Annotated in this window: 15 protein-coding genes; 9 read left to right on the top strand and 6 right to left on the bottom strand. The window is 64.4% G+C overall.

What is annotated here, in order from left to right; all coding sequences use genetic code 11:
• Window positions 1-25: 25 nt before the first annotated feature.
• Genes F2P46_RS26775 through F2P46_RS26765 form a run of 3 tightly spaced genes read left to right on the top strand, consistent with a single transcriptional unit; the run spans window position 26 to window position 1295 of the window.
• A complete protein-coding gene (locus tag F2P46_RS26775; protein ID WP_368737961.1) occupies window positions 26-448 on the top strand; it encodes a hypothetical protein in 423 nt (140 codons plus the stop codon).
• A gap of 57 nt (window positions 449-505) precedes the next feature.
• Window positions 506-994 carry a protein-tyrosine phosphatase family protein gene (locus F2P46_RS26770; protein WP_208296787.1) on the top strand — a complete coding sequence of 163 codons (489 nt, stop codon included), beginning with the start codon at window positions 506-508 and terminating at the stop codon, window positions 992-994.
• Between the two features lie 7 nt (window positions 995-1001).
• A complete protein-coding gene (locus tag F2P46_RS26765) occupies window positions 1002-1295 on the top strand; it encodes a hypothetical protein (protein ID WP_166895987.1) in 294 nt (97 codons plus the stop codon).
• A 180-nt stretch (window positions 1296-1475) separates the two neighbouring features.
• Here the strand turns inward: F2P46_RS26765 and F2P46_RS38610 are convergent, their stop codons facing one another.
• The 3 genes from F2P46_RS38610 to F2P46_RS26750 all read right to left on the bottom strand — a co-directional run bounded on the left by F2P46_RS38610 (window position 1476) and on the right by F2P46_RS26750 (window position 6049).
• Window positions 1476-3203, bottom strand: a complete 1728-nt coding sequence (locus F2P46_RS38610) for a methyl-accepting chemotaxis protein (RefSeq protein WP_166896113.1) — start codon at window positions 3201-3203, stop codon at window positions 1476-1478.
• Between the two features lie 117 nt (window positions 3204-3320).
• Window positions 3321-5099, bottom strand: coding sequence for a DUF885 domain-containing protein (locus F2P46_RS26755; protein WP_208296786.1), 1779 nt, complete (start codon window positions 5097-5099; stop codon window positions 3321-3323).
• Window positions 5100-5233: 134 nt separating this feature from the next.
• Window positions 5234-6049 carry a TIGR02452 family protein gene (locus F2P46_RS26750; RefSeq protein WP_229509474.1) on the bottom strand — a complete coding sequence of 272 codons (816 nt, stop codon included), beginning with the start codon at window positions 6047-6049 and terminating at the stop codon, window positions 5234-5236.
• A 175-nt stretch (window positions 6050-6224) separates the two neighbouring features.
• Between F2P46_RS26750 and F2P46_RS26745 the strand changes: the two genes are divergently transcribed.
• Window positions 6225-6962: an NUDIX domain-containing protein gene (locus tag F2P46_RS26745; RefSeq protein ID WP_166895985.1), complete on the top strand. Its 738-nt coding sequence runs from the start codon at window positions 6225-6227 to the stop codon at window positions 6960-6962.
• On the opposite strand, the gene F2P46_RS26740 is transcribed toward F2P46_RS26745, so the two are convergent.
• On the bottom strand, window positions 6940-7875 hold the full coding sequence (locus F2P46_RS26740) for an ADP-ribosylglycohydrolase family protein (protein WP_166895983.1): 936 nt from the start codon (window positions 7873-7875) through the stop codon (window positions 6940-6942). The genes F2P46_RS26745 and F2P46_RS26740 overlap by 23 nt on opposite strands.
• Before the next feature lie 266 nt (window positions 7876-8141).
• Here F2P46_RS26740 and F2P46_RS26735 point away from each other — a divergent pair, with 266 nt between their 5' ends.
• The 3 genes from F2P46_RS26735 (at window position 8142) to F2P46_RS26725 (ending at window position 12789) form a co-directional block, all read left to right on the top strand.
• A complete protein-coding gene (locus tag F2P46_RS26735) occupies window positions 8142-9791 on the top strand; it encodes a hypothetical protein (protein WP_166895981.1) in 1650 nt (549 codons plus the stop codon).
• A gap of 65 nt (window positions 9792-9856) precedes the next feature.
• On the top strand, window positions 9857-11566 hold the full coding sequence (locus F2P46_RS26730) for a molecular chaperone HscC (RefSeq protein WP_166895979.1): 1710 nt from the start codon (window positions 9857-9859) through the stop codon (window positions 11564-11566).
• Window positions 11563-12789: a hypothetical protein gene (locus F2P46_RS26725; RefSeq protein WP_166895977.1), complete on the top strand. Its 1227-nt coding sequence runs from the start codon at window positions 11563-11565 to the stop codon at window positions 12787-12789. The genes F2P46_RS26730 and F2P46_RS26725 overlap by 4 nt, the downstream gene beginning before the upstream one ends.
• Before the next feature lie 59 nt (window positions 12790-12848).
• Here the strand turns inward: F2P46_RS26725 and F2P46_RS26720 are convergent, their stop codons facing one another.
• Together F2P46_RS26720 and F2P46_RS26715 are read right to left on the bottom strand one after the other, a co-directional pair.
• Complete coding sequence (locus F2P46_RS26720; RefSeq protein ID WP_166895975.1) at window positions 12849-13370, bottom strand: hypothetical protein; 522 nt, start codon at window positions 13368-13370, stop codon at window positions 12849-12851.
• Entirely contained in the window at window positions 13370-14101 is a 732-nt protein-coding gene (locus tag F2P46_RS26715; RefSeq protein WP_166895973.1) for a hypothetical protein, read from the bottom strand. Before F2P46_RS26715 ends, F2P46_RS26720 begins: the two co-directional genes overlap by 1 nt.
• A gap of 150 nt (window positions 14102-14251) precedes the next feature.
• Here F2P46_RS26715 and F2P46_RS26710 point away from each other — a divergent pair, with 150 nt between their 5' ends.
• Together F2P46_RS26710 and F2P46_RS26705 are read left to right on the top strand one after the other, a co-directional pair.
• On the top strand, window positions 14252-15310 hold the full coding sequence (locus F2P46_RS26710) for an AI-2E family transporter (RefSeq protein WP_166895971.1): 1059 nt from the start codon (window positions 14252-14254) through the stop codon (window positions 15308-15310).
• 72 nt (window positions 15311-15382) lie between these two features.
• A complete protein-coding gene (locus F2P46_RS26705; RefSeq protein WP_166895969.1) occupies window positions 15383-16225 on the top strand; it encodes a hypothetical protein in 843 nt (280 codons plus the stop codon).
• Window positions 16226-16347 lie beyond the last annotated feature (122 nt).

Here is a 16347-nt window from a genome sequence, read left to right as displayed (position 1 = left end):
CCACCCGGCCCGACAGGACGTAATAGTGATTACCAGAAGCACCAGCAGCGCCAGCGACAAACCATTCCGTTATCCCAAAATGCCAGGCACCCTGCGCGCCGATGTGCTGGCAGTGTTGCTGGCGTCCGACGACATGACAGGGATTGAGAGTATTTTCGACCAAAGAAAGCAAAGCTTGAGCACGGTGATCCGGGCGCTGATCCGCAAGTACGGCTGGCCGATCGAGCGCAGGGATTTTCCGACCAACACGGCCGATGGCCGGGCCGGCTGGGCGTCGGTGTATTGCCTGCCGCAAGAGGTGATCGACGCGGCGCTGGCCGGGTCCGGACGCGACTGGCTGGACGGGGTGCGGGCGGCGCGCGCGGCACGCCGGCGCCGCCCGCTGCGCTCGCCTGGGATCGCGAAAAGCAAGGCCTCTGTCGCGCTTGACGAAGGCGACGGCGAGTAAAGCGCCATCGCCTCAATGCACATTGATGGAATAACAAAGGGAAAAATGGGGCCGGACATGTACAAAGTCGCCAACATTGGCCGGGGATGGCTGGCAGTGATGGCCAAACCGGTCGCGGGCGAATGGATTGAAGACGAGTTTTCCGGGATCGCCAGACATGGCGTAACGGAAATGGTGTCCTTGCTTGAGCGGCACGAAATCCGCGAACTGGGTTTGACCGAAGCGCCCGCGCTGTGCGCGGCCAACGGGATCGCGTTCACGTCGTTCCCGATTGCCGACCGCGGCCTGCCGGCCTCACCCGGCGTGTTTGCACTGGTGCGGGAGATCGCCCAACGGATCGACGATGGTGCGCATACGGTGATTCATTGCCGCGCGGGAATCGGGCGTACCGGCTTGCTGGCCGCCGCCGTGCTGGTGCGGCATGGGCATACGCCCGATGCGGCGTTCAAGCTGGTGTCGACGGCGCGCGGCGTCCAGGTGCCCGACACGGCGGAGCAAGTCGACTGGGTCGTCCGGCACCAACAACGCCTGCAACTGGCCGAATGAGCAGGGAATGCCGGCGATGATGGCAAAGCGACATCGGCTCGATGACACCTCGAACGACACCCTCAAGGCCCTGGCGGCAAACGGAATGCTGCCGGACGACATGATTGGCCTGTTGATCTCGCAGCGATGCGCGATTGCAGCAGCAATCGTGGCCGTTCGTAGCTCGTATGGAATGACGCTTGCCGAGGCCAAGCGCCTCATTGCTGCTAATGTGCACTATGCCACCGTGCATGACGCCAACCTCCCTCTTCACGACGCCCTGGCACGCCATGCGGACGAGGGCGACGCAAAGCTGGCCTGACTGGGCGCCATCCCATCGTTCCCGCCGCCGGCGACGCAATGACGTACTTGGGCCCCCGCCTGCGCGGGGGCGACGGTGTTGAGGACGTCGGGATCGATGCCCGCTTCGAGGCCGGACTGGACCTGATCCCGACTGGCCTGGACGCCAAGATCGGCAGCGGCGCAGGCGAGACTTAGACTCCTAGAACTCTTCCCACGCGTCGGCATCGGCGGCCGCCTTGGGAACCGGCTTGGGCGCGGGCTTCGGAGCGGCGCCGGCGAGCCGGGCGGCTGGCTTGGCGGCCGGCCTGGCCGCCGCCGCAGGCGCCACCCTGGCGCGCGCCGGCGTGCGCAGCGCCAGGGTCGTGCCTGTGGCGGCCACCTCGTCGCCATGCAGCTTGAACACGCTGACCGCCTCGGCCAGCTGCACGGCCTGGCTCTGCATGCTCGCCGCCGCCGCGGCGGCCTGCTCGACCAGCGCCGCGTTTTGTTGCGTGGCATTGTCCATCGCCACGATCGCCCCATTCACCTGGTTGATCCCGGCGCTCTGCTCGGCGCTGGCGGCGGCGATCTCGCCCATGATGTCGGCCACCTGGCGCACCGAGCCCATGATTTGGTCCATGGTCGCGCCGGCCTGAGTCACCAGCTCGCTACCGGTCTCGACCTTGCCCACCGAATCGTCGATCAACGCCTTGATTTCCTTGGCCGCGCTGGCCGAGCGCTGCGCCAGGTTGCGCACTTCGGACGCCACCACCGCAAAGCCGCGCCCCTGCTCGCCGGCACGGGCCGCCTCGACCGCCGCGTTCAGGGCCAGGATATTGGTCTGGAACGCAATGCCATCGATCACACTGATAATATCGACGATCTTGCCCGAACTTTCGCGAATCGCACCCATCGTTCCGACCACGTCGCTGACCACCCGGCCACCCTTGTTGGCGTGCTCGGCGGCGGAAACCACCAAGGTGTTGGCCTGGCGCGCGTTGTCGGCGTTTTGCTTGACGATCGAGGTCAGTTCTTCCATCGACGAGGCGGTTTCTTCCAGGCTGGCGGCCTGGTTTTCGGTGCGCGAGGCCAGGTCCATGTTGCCGGCCGCGATTTCCGTCGAGGCGGTGGTGATCGTATCGGTGCCGCTGCGCACCGCGCCGACGGTGCGGGTCAGGCTCTCGACCATGTCTTTGAGGGCGCTGAGCAGGCGCCCGGTTTCATCCTGGCGGGTGACGACGATGCGGGTGGTCAGGTCGCCGCGCGCCACCGTCTCGGCCAGCGCCACCGCCTCGCCGATGGGAACGGTCACCGAGCGCGTGATCAGCCAGCCCGCCAGCGCCGATACCGCGGTCGCCAACGCCAGCAGCAGCAACATCAACATTGCGGCCGAGCTCGACGCATCCGCCGCCTCCTTGCCATCGCGCGCCATCAGGCCCGTCTGGTACTTGAGGACCGCGTCAAGCCGCCCGAAGTAGGCGTTCTGCACTGGAATGACATCCTTGAACAGATAGGGCACGGCGCCCTCGCGCCCGCCCTCCTCGAACAGTTTGACCGCTTGCGAACGCAGCTGGAAATAGGCATCGAAGGCCTTGGCCTGGTCCTGGAACAATTGTTTAGCCTCGTCGGAGAGCATCATCGCTCCCAGCTTGGCGGCTGCCTCGGCGCCGGTGCGGTCGGCGTCGAGCATGCTGCTCAACAAGGCTTTGGCCTGGGCCGGATCGGGCGCCAGCATGGCGTTGCGCAGCGACTGCGCGCCACGGTTGGCGTAGCTGCGCATCACATTGGTCAGTTCGACCTGCACGTAGCGGTCGTTGACGATATGGTCGGTCAGGGAACTGGTGTAGCGGATGCGGTTGATGCCGAGCAGCGACATCACCAGCAGGAGGCAAATCGTCAAGCCGAACCCGATTGCCAGGCGCGCACCAATTTTCAGATGGGAAAACATCACGACAATCTCCTTGACGAACGTTCAGGGGGCGAACCGATGCGAACGATTGTAAGCCCGCCGCGTGCGATATCGTCAAGGAGTGTTGTTATGCGGCACATTGCGTGCCGCTGCGCGTTAACGCTGGGCCGGGACGAATTCCTGCAGCACGGCCTGGCGCAGCAAGGTCGGCGGCACCAGCCCCTGCGCCAGCACGAAGTCGTTGAAGGCCTGGCGGTTGAACTTGCGGCGCAAAGCCACCTCGGCCGCCTGGCGCGTTTCCATCAGGCGCTGGTAGCCGTAGAAATACGAGGTCGCCTGGCCCGGCGCGCGGAAGGTGTAGCGCTGCATTTCCTGGGTCGCCATGCCCTCAGACAAACCGACCTCGTCCATCAGAAAGGCTTTCACGCCCTCGGGCGTGATCTCGCCCAGGTTCACCATCGGATCGAGGAAGGCGCGGGCGGCGCGATGCATGCGCGCTTGCAGCGCAAACAACTGGCCGTCGAGCGGCTCGTACGGTTGCATTTCGGCTTCCGCGTACAAGGCCCAGCCCTCGACGTTGACGCTGTTAAACGCAAACACCGCGCGCGCGGTCGACACGCCGGTTTCGATCATCTTGGCAAATTGCAGCTCGTGGCCGGGCCGCGCTTCGTGCGCGGTCAGGGTCCAGGTTGCCGCCTCGTGGGTAAAGTCGTCGAAGGCGAGCATTTTTCCCTTGGCGTCGGGCGGCATGCCGGCGGTCAGGACGAACTCGCCGTATTCGCCGGTGTTGCCGATCAGGCGTGGCGGATTCATGTGCGGCGCCGGCTGCGCGGCGCTCTCGGCCGTGCTGGCCATGCGGATCACCGCCTTGCGCTCCGGCAGCGACACGATTTTCTGTTCGCGCACGGCCGCTTCGATCTGGGTCAGGCGGTCGGCGTACAAGGGCATCACGCGGTCGGGCGCAATCTGCTGTTTTTTCAGCTCGGCCATGACGGCGCGGTAATCCGGATTGGCCAGTTTGCGCTCGCGCGCGATCAGGCCCGCCGTGATATTCATCTGGTTGCGGATTTCGGCAAACGAGGTCAGCGCCTTGGCAATCAATTCCTGCGGGCTGATATCGACGCCGAACTGGCGCAGGTTATTCGCATACACCTCGGCCGGTAAACGATGGTCGCTACGGGCGCGCGGCAGGATCTGCTTTTTCACGTGTTCGTTGTAGGCGGTCAGCTGCGTTTCGAGCGCGGCGAAACTCGGTTCCCAGCCTTGCAGCTCGCTTTTGGCGAGCAGCTCCTTGATCCCCTTGATCAGGGTCGGGCTATCGTTGATCGCCTGTTCCACTTCATCCTTGAAAGGACCGATCAGGGTTTTGTTCGCTTTCAGGCGTTCCTGCAGGCGCTCGGCCGCCAGTTCGGTGGCCGGGCGATAGCCCTTGGCCAGGCCGGCGTATTTCTGCAGGCGCACCAGCAGGGACTTCTGGCGTTCTTTGGGAATGCGCGGATCGAGCGTCTGGCGCACCACGCCAAACAGCTGCGCGGCCAGGTTATCGAACGGCACAAAGTATTTACGATCGAGACTGGCCGCGCGCAGCTGGTCTTCGGCGCTGCCGATCAGGATATCGATATCCTGGCGGATCTTGGCGTCGGTTTCGGTTTTGCGGCGTTTTTGCAGTTCGGCGATGACGGCGCGGGTATCTTTATTGGTCTGCTCGAAGTGATCGCGCGAGAGGTCGCTAATCTGCTCGTCGTAACCGTCGACGCCCAAGCCGCTGGCGCTTTCGGGCTCGTACTTGGCCATGACGTTCAGTACCAGCTTGGCATTGGCATTACTTTTGGTGACCCACGCAGGTTCGGCGGCGGAAACAGCGGCGCACAGCGACAGCATGGCCAGCGCGACGGCGGCACGGACGGTGCGAATGGGGGTATGGGACTTCGGCATGACGCTCCTTGTTTTATACATATGCGTGCGGCCGGGAACCGGCAGGATACGCGGAGCATGGTTTTACCAGATTGCGGCCGAATGATCAAAGTTTCCGATCAGGCTGACATGCGCATGGCACGCATGCCGCCATCTTACAGCCTGCCGAATACCTCATCGAATGCGGCGAAGGTGCCGCGATCGCTTCGGTCGAGCACCGCAAACGTGACGTGGCTGAACGCATTCTGGTAACGCGGGTTATGCAGCAACTGCGCGCCAAACCAGCCCGCCATTTCACTGGGCAGGTTGCCGAACACGCCGCAACCCCACGCGCCGAGAATCAGGTCGGTGTGGCCGTGATGCAGGGCCAGCGCCAGCAGCTTGTCGATCCGCCGCAGCATGCACGCTTCCACATCCGGCATGCGTTCCGGTTCATTGCGCGCCAGCGCGCCGCGGTTGACGGCGGGCGCGGTGACGAAACTGGCCACATAAGGCGCGTCGAGAAACCCATACGCATCGTCGCGAAATACCGGCACCTTGGGCGAGTAGATCATGTCGTCGTTGTAGATGCACGAGCGCAGCGCGCGGTTGGCGGTGTACATCTCCGTCATCTGCACAATGCACGCGTACAGGCCGGACGACTTGGCCAGGTTTTCTTCCTGCGCTTCGGAGCCGCCGAGAAAACCGCCGCCCGGGTTTTTCGCCGAGGCGAAATTAAGGCACAGCGGATCCGGGCGTCCCGCGCCGACAATGCGCCGCGCGGCGGCCAGGCTCGATTCGTTGCGCACCTCGAACTGCGTGGTTCTCGCTTCGCCGCGAACCGGCGCCTGGCTCAATTGCGCCAGGCTGTCGGACGAATAATGGCGCGACTGCGCCACGGCCAGCGCCTGCGCAGCGGCTATCGACACCTCCTCCCCGCGCCCATTCTGGTAACTTCCCCCGTTCCATGACCGCCAGGGTTTCTTGCGCAATCGATGCGCGACGATCTCGATTGATACTCATTGCTGTTCCTTCTTATTATGGTTGCCATTGATTTGCATCGCTCCAGCATAAATGACTTAGTGGAGAAATGCAACTAACTTAGTTGTAATTTTTAACTAACGCCGCGAAAGTGATAGAATCCGCGTTCACGACAACGAGGACACGATGGGTAACGCCGATCTCACTGAACAGGAATATCTCGCCAGCTACAACGTCCACGCATTCGATGTGCCATTGACCAGCGTCGACCTGGTGATTTTCACGGTGCGCGAGCAAGCCTTGCAGGTGCTGCTGGTGCACCGTGGCGCCCATCCGGCCAAAGGGCAATGGGCGCTGCCCGGCGGGTTTATCGATATCCGTAACGACCCGGACCTGGACGGAACGGCCTTGCGCAAGCTGCGCGAAAAGACCGGGGTGACGGCGCCCTATCTTGAGCAATTGCAGGGATTCGGCAGCAGCACGCGCGATCCGCGCGGCTGGTCGGCCACGTTCGCCTATTTTGCACTGATTGGATCAAGCCATATCGAATTGCAGCACGGAGCGGGAGCCGACGCCGCCTCCTGGCATCCGGTCGGCGCGACCGGGGTGGACATGGACCTGGCGTTCGATCACGGCGTGATCCTGGCCACGGCAGTCCAGCGGTTGCGCAACAAGGTCGAATACACCTCGCTGCCGGCACACCTGCTGGCGCCGGAATTCACCCTCTCCGATTTACAGCGCGTGTATGAAATCGTGCTGGGGCGGCCAATCGATAAAAGCGCCTTTCGCAAGCGCGTGAAGGAAGGCGACTTTCTGGAAGAAATCACCGGCAAGCAGCGCCATGGCAGCAATCGTCCGGCGCAGCTGTACCGCATTCGCAGCGGGCAGCCGACGGTGTTTTTCAGCAGGACGATGGGGGCGTGATGGTCATGCCGTCCGATCCGCTTGGCAGATGCCAGGTCGGCAGTGGCTCATGGCGCCCTTTCCACTCCTGCGGAATGGCTGCCGCACCGGCGCAGCAGGTCACGATGCCGCCCACGATGGCGCAGATGGTATCGCGGTCGCCGCCCGCGCTGACGGCCAGCCACAGCGCCTCTTCATAGTTATCCAGATGGTGACTGCAGCACCACAGCGCAAACGGCACGGTGTCTTGCGCCGACATGCCGACGCCGTTGCCAAGAATCGACACCGCGAACTGCACTGATTTGACGCTGCCGATCGACTGCGCCCGCACGATGCGCGAACGCACCTCGCCCGGCGGCAGCAGCGCCAGCACGCCCTCAAGAAAATCGCGTGACGTCGGCAGCGCGGCGCATCCGCGCAGACGGCTCGCCTGCGCGGCGGCCAGCGCCACAGCCACGGCGCCGGCCACGCCTTCGGTGTGCGCGTGCGTCACTTGTGCCGACAGCGCCGCCTGCGCAGCGGCCTGCGCCAGATCGTCGGCGAAGAAAGCGCCCAGCGGCGCCGCGCGCATGGCCGCGCCATTGCCCCACGAGCCCTGCCCTTCGAAGGTGCTGCCGGCGACCGCGCGCCAATCCTCGCCCTCGCGAATGCGGGCCAGTACCCGATGCATCGACGGGCCGTAGGCGCGGTCGTAATCGTAGTGCGCGGCCAGGCTGGCGGCCAGGAGGTCCTGGTCGACATGGCCACGGCGCGCCAGCACGGCCAGGATCGACAGCGACATCTCGGTATCGTCGGTGTAATGCCACGGCGATGGCGGCAAGCGGCGTTCGGCCACGTCGGCGTCCGGATCGACCAGCTGGAAAAAGCACTGGCCGAACGCATCGCCGACCGACAGGCCGTCAAGCGATTCAAGTGCGCGGGAGAGTCGATTCATGGTGCAGTGCCCGCTGGGTGACGTACGTTCAGGGGCCGCCTCGGGTGGCAAGCGTTGCTCGGGCGGGCAAGTAGTGTTCTCAGTGGTCATGCTTTCCTCGTTGTGGCGCCGTTGCCACTATGATACGTACAAATTCCACCAAGCAGTGCCAATCCATTGGTCAATACACGATTGACTGATAATATATTGCCTCAAGGCATACACACAAACCAAAAACCAACTTTCCGGCCCGTTCGCGGCGTCGCCAACTGCAAGGAACGACCCACATGGCGCTCGCACAAGCGGTACATGACACGCTGCACGTTGCTGCGGAAGCGGCATATCAAGCCTTCCTTACGGTGCAAGAGGCCGACTTCCCGCTGACCTGCTTCCAGGTCGACAGCCACGGCCGCAGCCAGGCGAGCACCCTGCGCGGCGAACTTCCCCTGTCCGCGCCACAGCGGCGGGCGTACATGCATGCGTTGCCAGCCGGCTCGGTGCTCAGTTTCATGCTGTTCAGCGCCGGTGCGCGCTTTAACGACAGTACCGCGGCGCGCGGCCTGTACCTGGAATTCGGGCGCGGCCCGCAGGAACTCGACGGCGTGGTCCTGCTGCTGCCGTATGCCACCAAGGCGAGCGCCGGGCGTTTTTTCGCCGGCATGCTGCGCGCGACCGAGTGCCCCGACGCCAGCGCGGCGCTGCTGGACGAGATATTGCAAGCTTTTCGCGCCGTCTTGGGCAGCCTCGGCAGGCGCGAATGGATGCGCGCCCTGGAATACGACAAGACCGGCGTGCCCAGCCAGGCCGAGTTCGAGGCTAGTTCGGCGCCACTGCCCTTGCGCGCCGCCACGCTCGATCCGGCCAGCACCCAGGCCGACTGCAACAACGAGATCAACCACTACCTCGATGCGCTGGTCGAGCGTTACCCGTTTGCCGACGGCCTCGCATTTCGCGACGCGCTTTACCAGCTGGAGCTGGACTTCAGCGTGCCCAGCCTGCTGCGCATCGACGATTTCCTGGGACAGGCGGCCGCGTCCCTCGGCATGCCGGAAAGCGACTTCCTCGACCGCCGCGCCAACCTGAATTTTCTTCACTGCCTGGCGGCGTACTGCGGCAAGGTCGTCGCCAAGGCGTCCGCCTCCTGGGTCGACTGGTATACCTGCGATCAATGGCACAAAAAATACCCGAGGCGCGCCAGGCTGGCCGCCACGCCCTATCCCGCCCTGGTCGCCGAGTTCAACGGCGGCGCCGAGGCGGCGCCCTTCCTGCCGGTCGAGCTGATCCTGGGCCGTCTGTTTCGCGGAGAAACTTCCCAGCAGTTCCGCAGCGCGCTCACGGACCTGGCGGCGACGGTGCAGGCGGGCCGGCCGCGCCAGATCAACGACGAAATGCCGCTGATCCAGCAGATGATCGATGCGCTGCCGCCGCTGGGCATGCACTATCTCGATCTGGCGCGGCCGGACTGGATTGCCGGTAACACCTTTGAACACTGGTACGACAACTACCGCACCCTGTTCCGGGGTGGCCGGGTGGTATGGGGCGTGACGGTGCAGGCCAACTATGCCATTTTCGAACCCGGCAGGGAGGACTGCCTGGGCCAGATCATGTACGACCCGCATGGCATCGTGCCGCCGGAACAGTTGCGTCAGGCCACCAGCCGCTTCGTCAAGGTCAAGGGTTGCCGCCTGTCGGATCCGAGGCTGTCGTTCTTTTCCGATTTCCTGACAGAAGAACATGTCAGCGTCTTCGGTTTGCGCATGCCGTACAGCATTTCCAGCGACGATATCTGCACCTCGGCGATCATCTATCCGCGCAAACATTTGCAGGGCGAGCGGCTGTGCCAGCCGTTCTATCCCCTGCTCATCCACGACGACGTCCCCGGCGTGGCGATGATCCTGCCACGGCGCTTCTGGACACCGGGCCTGCTCGAGATGTAGGACGATCTGAGCTGACCGCAGCCAGCACCCGCTATTTTGAACAAGACCAACCAGGATTTCCGGCAATGATCATCGGCATCGATTTAGGAACCACCAACAGCCTGGCCGCGGTATGGCGCGACGGCAAAGCCGAGCTCATTCCGAACGCGCTCGGGCATGTGCTCACGCCCTCCTGCGTCAGCCTGGCCGACGACGGCGCCATCCTGGTCGGCCTGCCGGCGCGCGACCGCCTGCTGACCAATCCGTCCCTGTCGGCCGCCGCCTTCAAGCGCACCATGGGCACCGACCGGCGGATCCGCCTCGGCACGCGCGAGTTTCGCCCGGAGGAATTGTCGGCGCTGGTGCTCAAGTCGCTGGTGGCCGACGCCGAAGCCTTCCTCGGCGAACCGGTGCACGAAGCGGTGATCACCGTGCCCGCCTACTTTAACGATATCCAGCGCAAGGCCACGCGCATCGCCGGTGAACTGGCCGGCCTGAAAGTCGAGCGCCTGCTCAACGAACCGACCGCCGCCGCCCTCGCCTACGGCTTGCACAACGCGCCGCTCGAATCGCAATATCTGGTGTTCGACCTGGGTGGCGGCACCTTCGACGTGTCGATCCTGGAACTGTTTGCCGGCGTCATGGAAGTGCGCGCCACCGCCGGCGACAATTTTCTTGGCGGCGAAGACTTTACCGACGCGCTGGTCAAAGGCTTTATCGAGCACGTCGGGCGCGACGCCGGCCTGCGCAGCGAAGAACTGACCCCGGCCCAGCACGCCGGGCTGCGCATCGAAGCCGAACGGGTCAAGCGCGCGCTGTCGGGCCACGACCTGGCCACCTTCCGCTTCCAGCCGCACGAGCGCGAACTGCGCTGGGACGTCAGCACGGCCGACTACGAAACCCTGTGCGCGCCCTTGCTGGCGCGCCTGGCGGCCCCGCTCGAACGCACCTTGCGCGATGCGGGCTTGATGCCGTCCGACCTGGACCGCATCGTGATGGTCGGCGGCGCGACCCGCATGAGCATCGTGTACCGCATGCTGGCGCGCCTGTTCGGGCGCTTTCCCAGCCGCGACATCAATCCCGACGAAGCGATCGTGATGGGCGCGGCCGTGCAAGCCGGCCTGAAAGCGCGCGACGCGGCCCTCAAGGACGTGGTCATGACCGACGTCTGTCCCTACACCCTGGGCATTGAAACCTGCCAGCAGTACGACACCAACCGCTACCGCGACGGGGTGTTCTCGCCCATCATCGAACGCAATACGACGATTCCCGCCAGCCGCTGCGAAACCTACGGCCCGACCAGCCGCGAGCAGACGTCGGTGCGGATCAAGGTGTTCCAGGGCGAAAGCCGGGACACCAGCGACAATATCGAGCTCGGTTCGCTGTCGGTGCCGCTGCCCGCGCAGAGCTCGGCGGACAAGGAAGTCGACGTGCGCTTTACCTACGACATCAACGGCTTGCTCGAAGTGGAAGCGACCGTGCGCGCGACCGGCCTGGTACGCACCCTGCTGATCGAGCAAAGCCCGGGCGCGATGTCGCCCGATGACATCGCGCTCAGCCTGGCGGCGATCGCCCGCCTCAAGGTGCCTCCGCGCGAATGGGCCGAGGTGCAAGCCCTGCAGGAACGCATGAAGCGGCTGTACGAACAAAGCCTGGGCCAGCGGCGCGCCTGGATCGGCGAGCGCGTCGACCAGTTCGACACCATCGTGGCGCGCCAGAACCCGCGCGAGATCGCCAGGGCGGTCCAGATCCTGGGCGAAGCCTTACTGCAATTTGACACGAGTGCCTTGCTATGAGCATGTGGACCATACTCGGCATCGAGCCCACGCGCGAGCGCCGCGCCATCAAACTGGCCTACGCCGCGCGCCTGAAGCTGACCAATCCGGAAGACGACCCGCAGGGTTTCCAGGTCCTGCGCGAAGCCTACGAGCGGGCGCTGTCGATGGCCGACAGCATCGTCAACCCTCTGCCGGCCACGGCCGCGTGGGAGGGCGACGCTGGCGCGCACGCAGCGCCAGCGGCCGGGGGGTTTCCCGACCTCGGCGCGCTGGAGCGGCCGGCGCGCGGGCCTGGCGCGCCGCCGGCGCCCGCAGGCCAGGCGCAGCGCCACGGCGGCCGCGCGCCCCTGCCCGCGCTGGCGCTCGAGCACCCGGTGGCGGGGCCGCTGATCCTGACTGTGCGGCTCGAAACCGACGCCGAGATCGCGCAGCAAGCCGGGCAGCGTCACCAACCCGGCCCGCGCCCGGTCACGCCGTACTTCAAGCGGCCCGCGCCGATCTTCGACAGCGCCACCCTGGCGCGCATGGCGCACCAGTTGTGCGAGCAGTTGCACGCCATTGACGCGGGCGCGCGCGCGGCTGGCTTCGGGGAACTATTGCGCGAGCACCAATGGGATGCACCCGGGTTCACCCAGCAACTGGCACCGGCGCTGGTGGCCGTCATCGAGGAAAAATGGGACACGCACTGGCGCCTGGTTGCCCCCATCGGTGCGCACTACGGCTGGAAGACTAGCGGCGCCGCCCAGCGAAGCGGCGACGTGGCCATGCTGATGCAGCGCGCGCTGGCACGCGCCTGGAGCGCGCCGATCCTGTCGCTGGCGCCGGGGCACCCGGCGCGCACCGCCTTGACCATGCTGGCGGGCGAGCTCGACGAGTCCACAGTCCGGCAAGACGCAAAAAATGCGGCCAAGGTCGGGGCCTTGCGCGCCCTGGTGGAGCAGCTCAAGGAAGCGCCGGCGGAGGCCTTGCCGCACCTGGTCAACGCGCGCACGCTGGCGTGGTGGACACGCTTTCTCACGCAGCACGCGAGGCTGCGCGACGTCGACGAACGCTCCCGGCTGCGCGAGGCCGAGGAGCGCGCGGACCAGTTGATCCAGCGCGCGGCGGTCGAGGCCCAGGCCGAGCACGTCCCGGCCCTGCTGCGCCCGATCGCGGCCACCCGCGAAGGATGGAAGCGCATCGTGACCGGCGCTTTGGCGGTCGTCATTGTGTTGATTGCGATCAAAATATTCACGCAATAATCCGGGCGGCGTGGTGAACCAAACGCAAGCGCCAGTGACTCAGGGGCCGGCGGGCGGCACTATCCTTGCCCGCGATTGCGTGCTTGCTGTTTCTTCATGTGCCGTGTCCAGAGGAGGTCGAAGCATGCCAGGACAATGGCAAACGCACGCGATCTCGCCCGCCCCGTGCGCTGTCGGCGTTCGCCCTCGATGACGACATCGAGCACCCATTTCCGAGGATGGTTATTGGCGGCTTTCGTGTAGCGACTGAGCAGCTTGTCTGTGGCGTGAGACGCGAACGGTAATTGGCGGTCAATCAGATACACGAACGCAGGGTGAAAACTTTTGCGCGGCCCGTTGATGATGACCTCGACACAGGCGGGGATCTCGGTGCCATCGCGAAGAATGGCGACAGCCGACACGAGATAATGATCGCATGCCGATGCCGGCACAACGCTGTGGGCAGTGGGCCGGACCCACGTTTCATCCTGCCCGTCCGTGTCGATCTCATCCATCGCCCACTGCCAGACAGGGCAGGAACGCAGATCGGCCGGCAATAACTTTCCGACCGGCCTGGCGGCGTGCGCATCGATCTGCGGCATCAGTTGTCCGCCAGGCGTGCGCGCGGGACCCATCCCTGGACTTTTCGTCCACTTTTGGGATTGGTGTAGTTGGCATACACGAACGCACCGGAACGCAAGCTGGTGGTCAGGTGATCGCCGGGCACCACGAACACGCCAGGCATGGCGCAGACGGGATCGGGCGCGCTCAGGAATTGCAGGCGCCCGCCGCCCGCAACGCGGCCGGCCTGCGGCGCGCTCGAGGGCTCGGCGTTTTTCTGGGCCAGGAAGCCGTTCGCGCTGCACAGGCTCGGCGATTCGAATGCCATGATCACCTCGCCATCCTTCCACTGATAACTTTCCACGGCGGCTTGCGGGTCGGCCCGGTTGTTCAGATGCACTACCGGCTCGGCCCCGGCCATGCCGCTGCCGGCAAGCTCGCGGCAGCTTCCGAATTCCTTGGACAGCCTGGGAGCGCCGCTTGATAGTTCCAGCAGCAGATAAGCGTGCTTGCAGCTCGTGCCGGCGCGGCGCGCTTGTACCAGCACATAGTCGCGCTCGTCCGTGGACGCGACGGCCGACAAGCTTGCGCCGCTGGCGCCGATGGTGGCGACGTTCTTGCCGGCGACGATCAGATCGGCGCCTTGCGCACCCGCCGTCACCTCCACCCTGCCGTGGCGGGCGTCGATCCCGGTGACAGGCGCCGCCGCCATGGCCAGCAACGGGGCGAACAGGATCGCGGTGGTGAGTTTTTTGATGTGGAGTGAGGTCATGTGCGCGCCAAAAAGTAGCTCGTATTCTATCAGCGATGCGAACGCCGGCCCATAGCCGTTGCGCTTGCGTATCCCAACGCACGCACCTCGGTCATGGGATCGATTATGATGGGGCTACAATCATTATCGAATTCACATCGCCAACATCCTATGCAACAGTTCACGCTCCAGCAAAAATCGTTTCTGCTTCTTCTCGCCGTGGTTACCATCGGCTTCGGCTCGATCCTGGCGCCGTATGCCGGCGCCGTGTTCTGGGGCGTGGTGCTGGCGATCCTGTTCGCGCCACTGAACCGCTGGCTGCTCAAGAAAACCAATAACAAACCGAACCTGGCGGCCTTGCTGACCTTGCTGTCGATCGTGGTGATGGTGATCTTGCCGCTGGCCCTGATCGCGGTGTCGCTGGTCGACCAGGCCGCCACTGTGTACGAGATGGTGCGCTCGGGCGACCTGAGCGTGGGCACCTACTTCAAGAAAATCATGAGCGCGCTGCCGCAGTGGGCGGTTAGCCTGCTGGAACGCTTCGACCTGAGCACCCTGTCGAAGTTGCAGCAGAAAATGACGGAAGGCGCCTCGCAGGTCAGCCAGACCGTGGCGCGCCAGGCGATCCACGTGGGCAGCTATACCTTCGACCTGATGGTCAGCATGTGTATCATGCTGTACCTGCTGTATTTCCTGCTGCGCGACGGGCAATCGCTGGCGGCGCGCATCCGCGGCGCCGTGCCGCTGAGCCGCAAGTACAAGCAGCGCCTGTTCAACAACTTCACCGCCGTGACCCGCGCTACCGTCAAGGGCAACATCCTGGTGGCGATTGCGCAGGGTGCGCTGGGCGGGATGATTTTCTGGTTCCTGGACGTGCAGGCGCCGGTGCTGTGGGGCGTGGTGATGGCCTTCCTGTCGCTGCTGCCGGCCATCGGCGCGGCGCTGGTGTGGGCGCCGGTGGCGGTGTATTTCCTGGTCACGGGGTCGGTGTGGGAAGGGGTCACCCTGATCGCCTTCGGCGTGATCGTGATCGGCCTGGTCGACAACATCCTGCGCCCGATTTTGGTCGGCAAGGATACCAAGATGCCCGACTATGTGGTGCTGCTCTCCACCGTGGGCGGCATGGCGCTGTTCGGCTTGAATGGCTTCGTGATCGGCCCGGTGGTGGCGGCGCTGTTCATCGCGTCGTGGGATTTGTTTGCCTCGGCCAGCGAGTTTCATACGGATTGAACAAGGTGTTAAGAGCATCGCCACAAGCCCGGTTTAGCACAGCAATATCATGCCTACATCCAAGAGAATCGAATGAAATTTTACATCCCTGAGCTGGCTGTTGCTACGCTTCTTCCACCACAGCAAAAGTTGCAGCCCAAGTTCGGCGGGAAGCCGTGGGGATTTCCGATACAGCAATGGCCAGGCTGCAGGGAATGCGGCACGCCCATGGCATTGCTGGCACAGCTTCCCCACGCGCCCCCGGCCCTGGTGCTCGGAGACGAAGCGGATGTGCTGCACCTGTTCCAATGCCCGGAAGGCGGCTGCAGCAGCTATGACTTTCAAGCGGGCTGCACCGCCGGCATGATCGTCAAGCAAGCCGAACTCACGCAAGGCCTGACGGAGGCCCCGGCGCCATCCGAAAACAGGGAAGGGATTGCGCTCAATGGCGAACTGTGGATAACTGGCTGGACCGAACAGGAAGACGGGATTGCAGAGAGCTTGACGGAGGCGTTTTTTGACTGGGAGCAGTTCGATGCGCTACCGGAAAGCATCCAATCGTTTGGTTTCGAAGCCTGCCGGCGCACCAAAAGCGGCAGCGTCCCGCTGTGGGGCGGCAACGGCATCGCACAACACCCACCCGCGCCATTCGAATTCCTGATGCAAGTAGGCACGTCGCTATGCTTGCACGGCCCCATGCCCGCTGCCGACGCAATGGGCTGCGACACGCGCATCAATCATGCGCAAGGGGACGGTGGCCATCTGCCGGTGTCTGGCAATGCGAAAAAGGCGAATGCGCCATGGTTCGCCCAGCAGGACGAGGGCGCCGACGGCTTCTATGTCGAGATAGCCAATTTTGGCAGCGACGGCACCGCTTACGTGTTTATCGATCGTAGTACCTCGCCGCCCCGGATTGCCTGGTCCTGGAGCCGCTAGTCTTACTGTGTCACAAATTGAATTATATGCGTATACTGTTGAACTGTCTATATAACTGCAGGAGACGGGAATGACAAATTTGGCTGATCTGGATGTTTATCTTGAGCGCCTGTGCGACGCAG

Origin of the sequence: Massilia sp. CCM 8734 (genome assembly GCF_011682155.1) — a bacterium.
Taxonomy (GTDB): domain Bacteria; phylum Pseudomonadota; class Gammaproteobacteria; order Burkholderiales; family Burkholderiaceae_D; genus Telluria_A; species Telluria_A rubra.
This window is presented reverse-complemented; position numbering and strand designations above follow the sequence as displayed.

What these genes read in the sequence shown, in the direction of transcription:
- F2P46_RS26730 (WP_166895979.1), top strand. Translation starts at nt 9,857, where the DNA reads ATGATCATCGGCATCGATTTAGGAACCACCAACAGCCTGGCCGCGGTA.
- F2P46_RS38610 (WP_166896113.1), bottom strand. Translation starts at nt 3,203, where the DNA reads ATGTTTTCCCATCTGAAAATTGGTGCGCGCCTGGCAATCGGGTTCGGC.
- F2P46_RS26725 (WP_166895977.1), top strand. Translation starts at nt 11,563, where the DNA reads ATGAGCATGTGGACCATACTCGGCATCGAGCCCACGCGCGAGCGCCGC.
- F2P46_RS26710 (WP_166895971.1), top strand. Translation starts at nt 14,252, where the DNA reads ATGCAACAGTTCACGCTCCAGCAAAAATCGTTTCTGCTTCTTCTCGCC.
- F2P46_RS26740 (WP_166895983.1), bottom strand. Translation starts at nt 7,875, where the DNA reads ATGAATCGACTCTCCCGCGCACTTGAATCGCTTGACGGCCTGTCGGTC.
- F2P46_RS26745 (WP_166895985.1), top strand. Translation starts at nt 6,225, where the DNA reads ATGGGTAACGCCGATCTCACTGAACAGGAATATCTCGCCAGCTACAAC.
- F2P46_RS26735 (WP_166895981.1), top strand. Translation starts at nt 8,142, where the DNA reads ATGGCGCTCGCACAAGCGGTACATGACACGCTGCACGTTGCTGCGGAA.
- F2P46_RS26705 (WP_166895969.1), top strand. Translation starts at nt 15,383, where the DNA reads ATGAAATTTTACATCCCTGAGCTGGCTGTTGCTACGCTTCTTCCACCA.
- F2P46_RS26720 (WP_166895975.1), bottom strand. Translation starts at nt 13,370, where the DNA reads ATGCCGCAGATCGATGCGCACGCCGCCAGGCCGGTCGGAAAGTTATTG.
- F2P46_RS26765 (WP_166895987.1), top strand. Translation starts at nt 1,002, where the DNA reads ATGCCGGCGATGATGGCAAAGCGACATCGGCTCGATGACACCTCGAAC.
- F2P46_RS26755 (WP_208296786.1), bottom strand. Translation starts at nt 5,099, where the DNA reads ATGCCGAAGTCCCATACCCCCATTCGCACCGTCCGTGCCGCCGTCGCG.
- F2P46_RS26770 (WP_208296787.1), top strand. Translation starts at nt 506, where the DNA reads ATGTACAAAGTCGCCAACATTGGCCGGGGATGGCTGGCAGTGATGGCC.
- F2P46_RS26715 (WP_166895973.1), bottom strand. Translation starts at nt 14,101, where the DNA reads ATGACCTCACTCCACATCAAAAAACTCACCACCGCGATCCTGTTCGCC.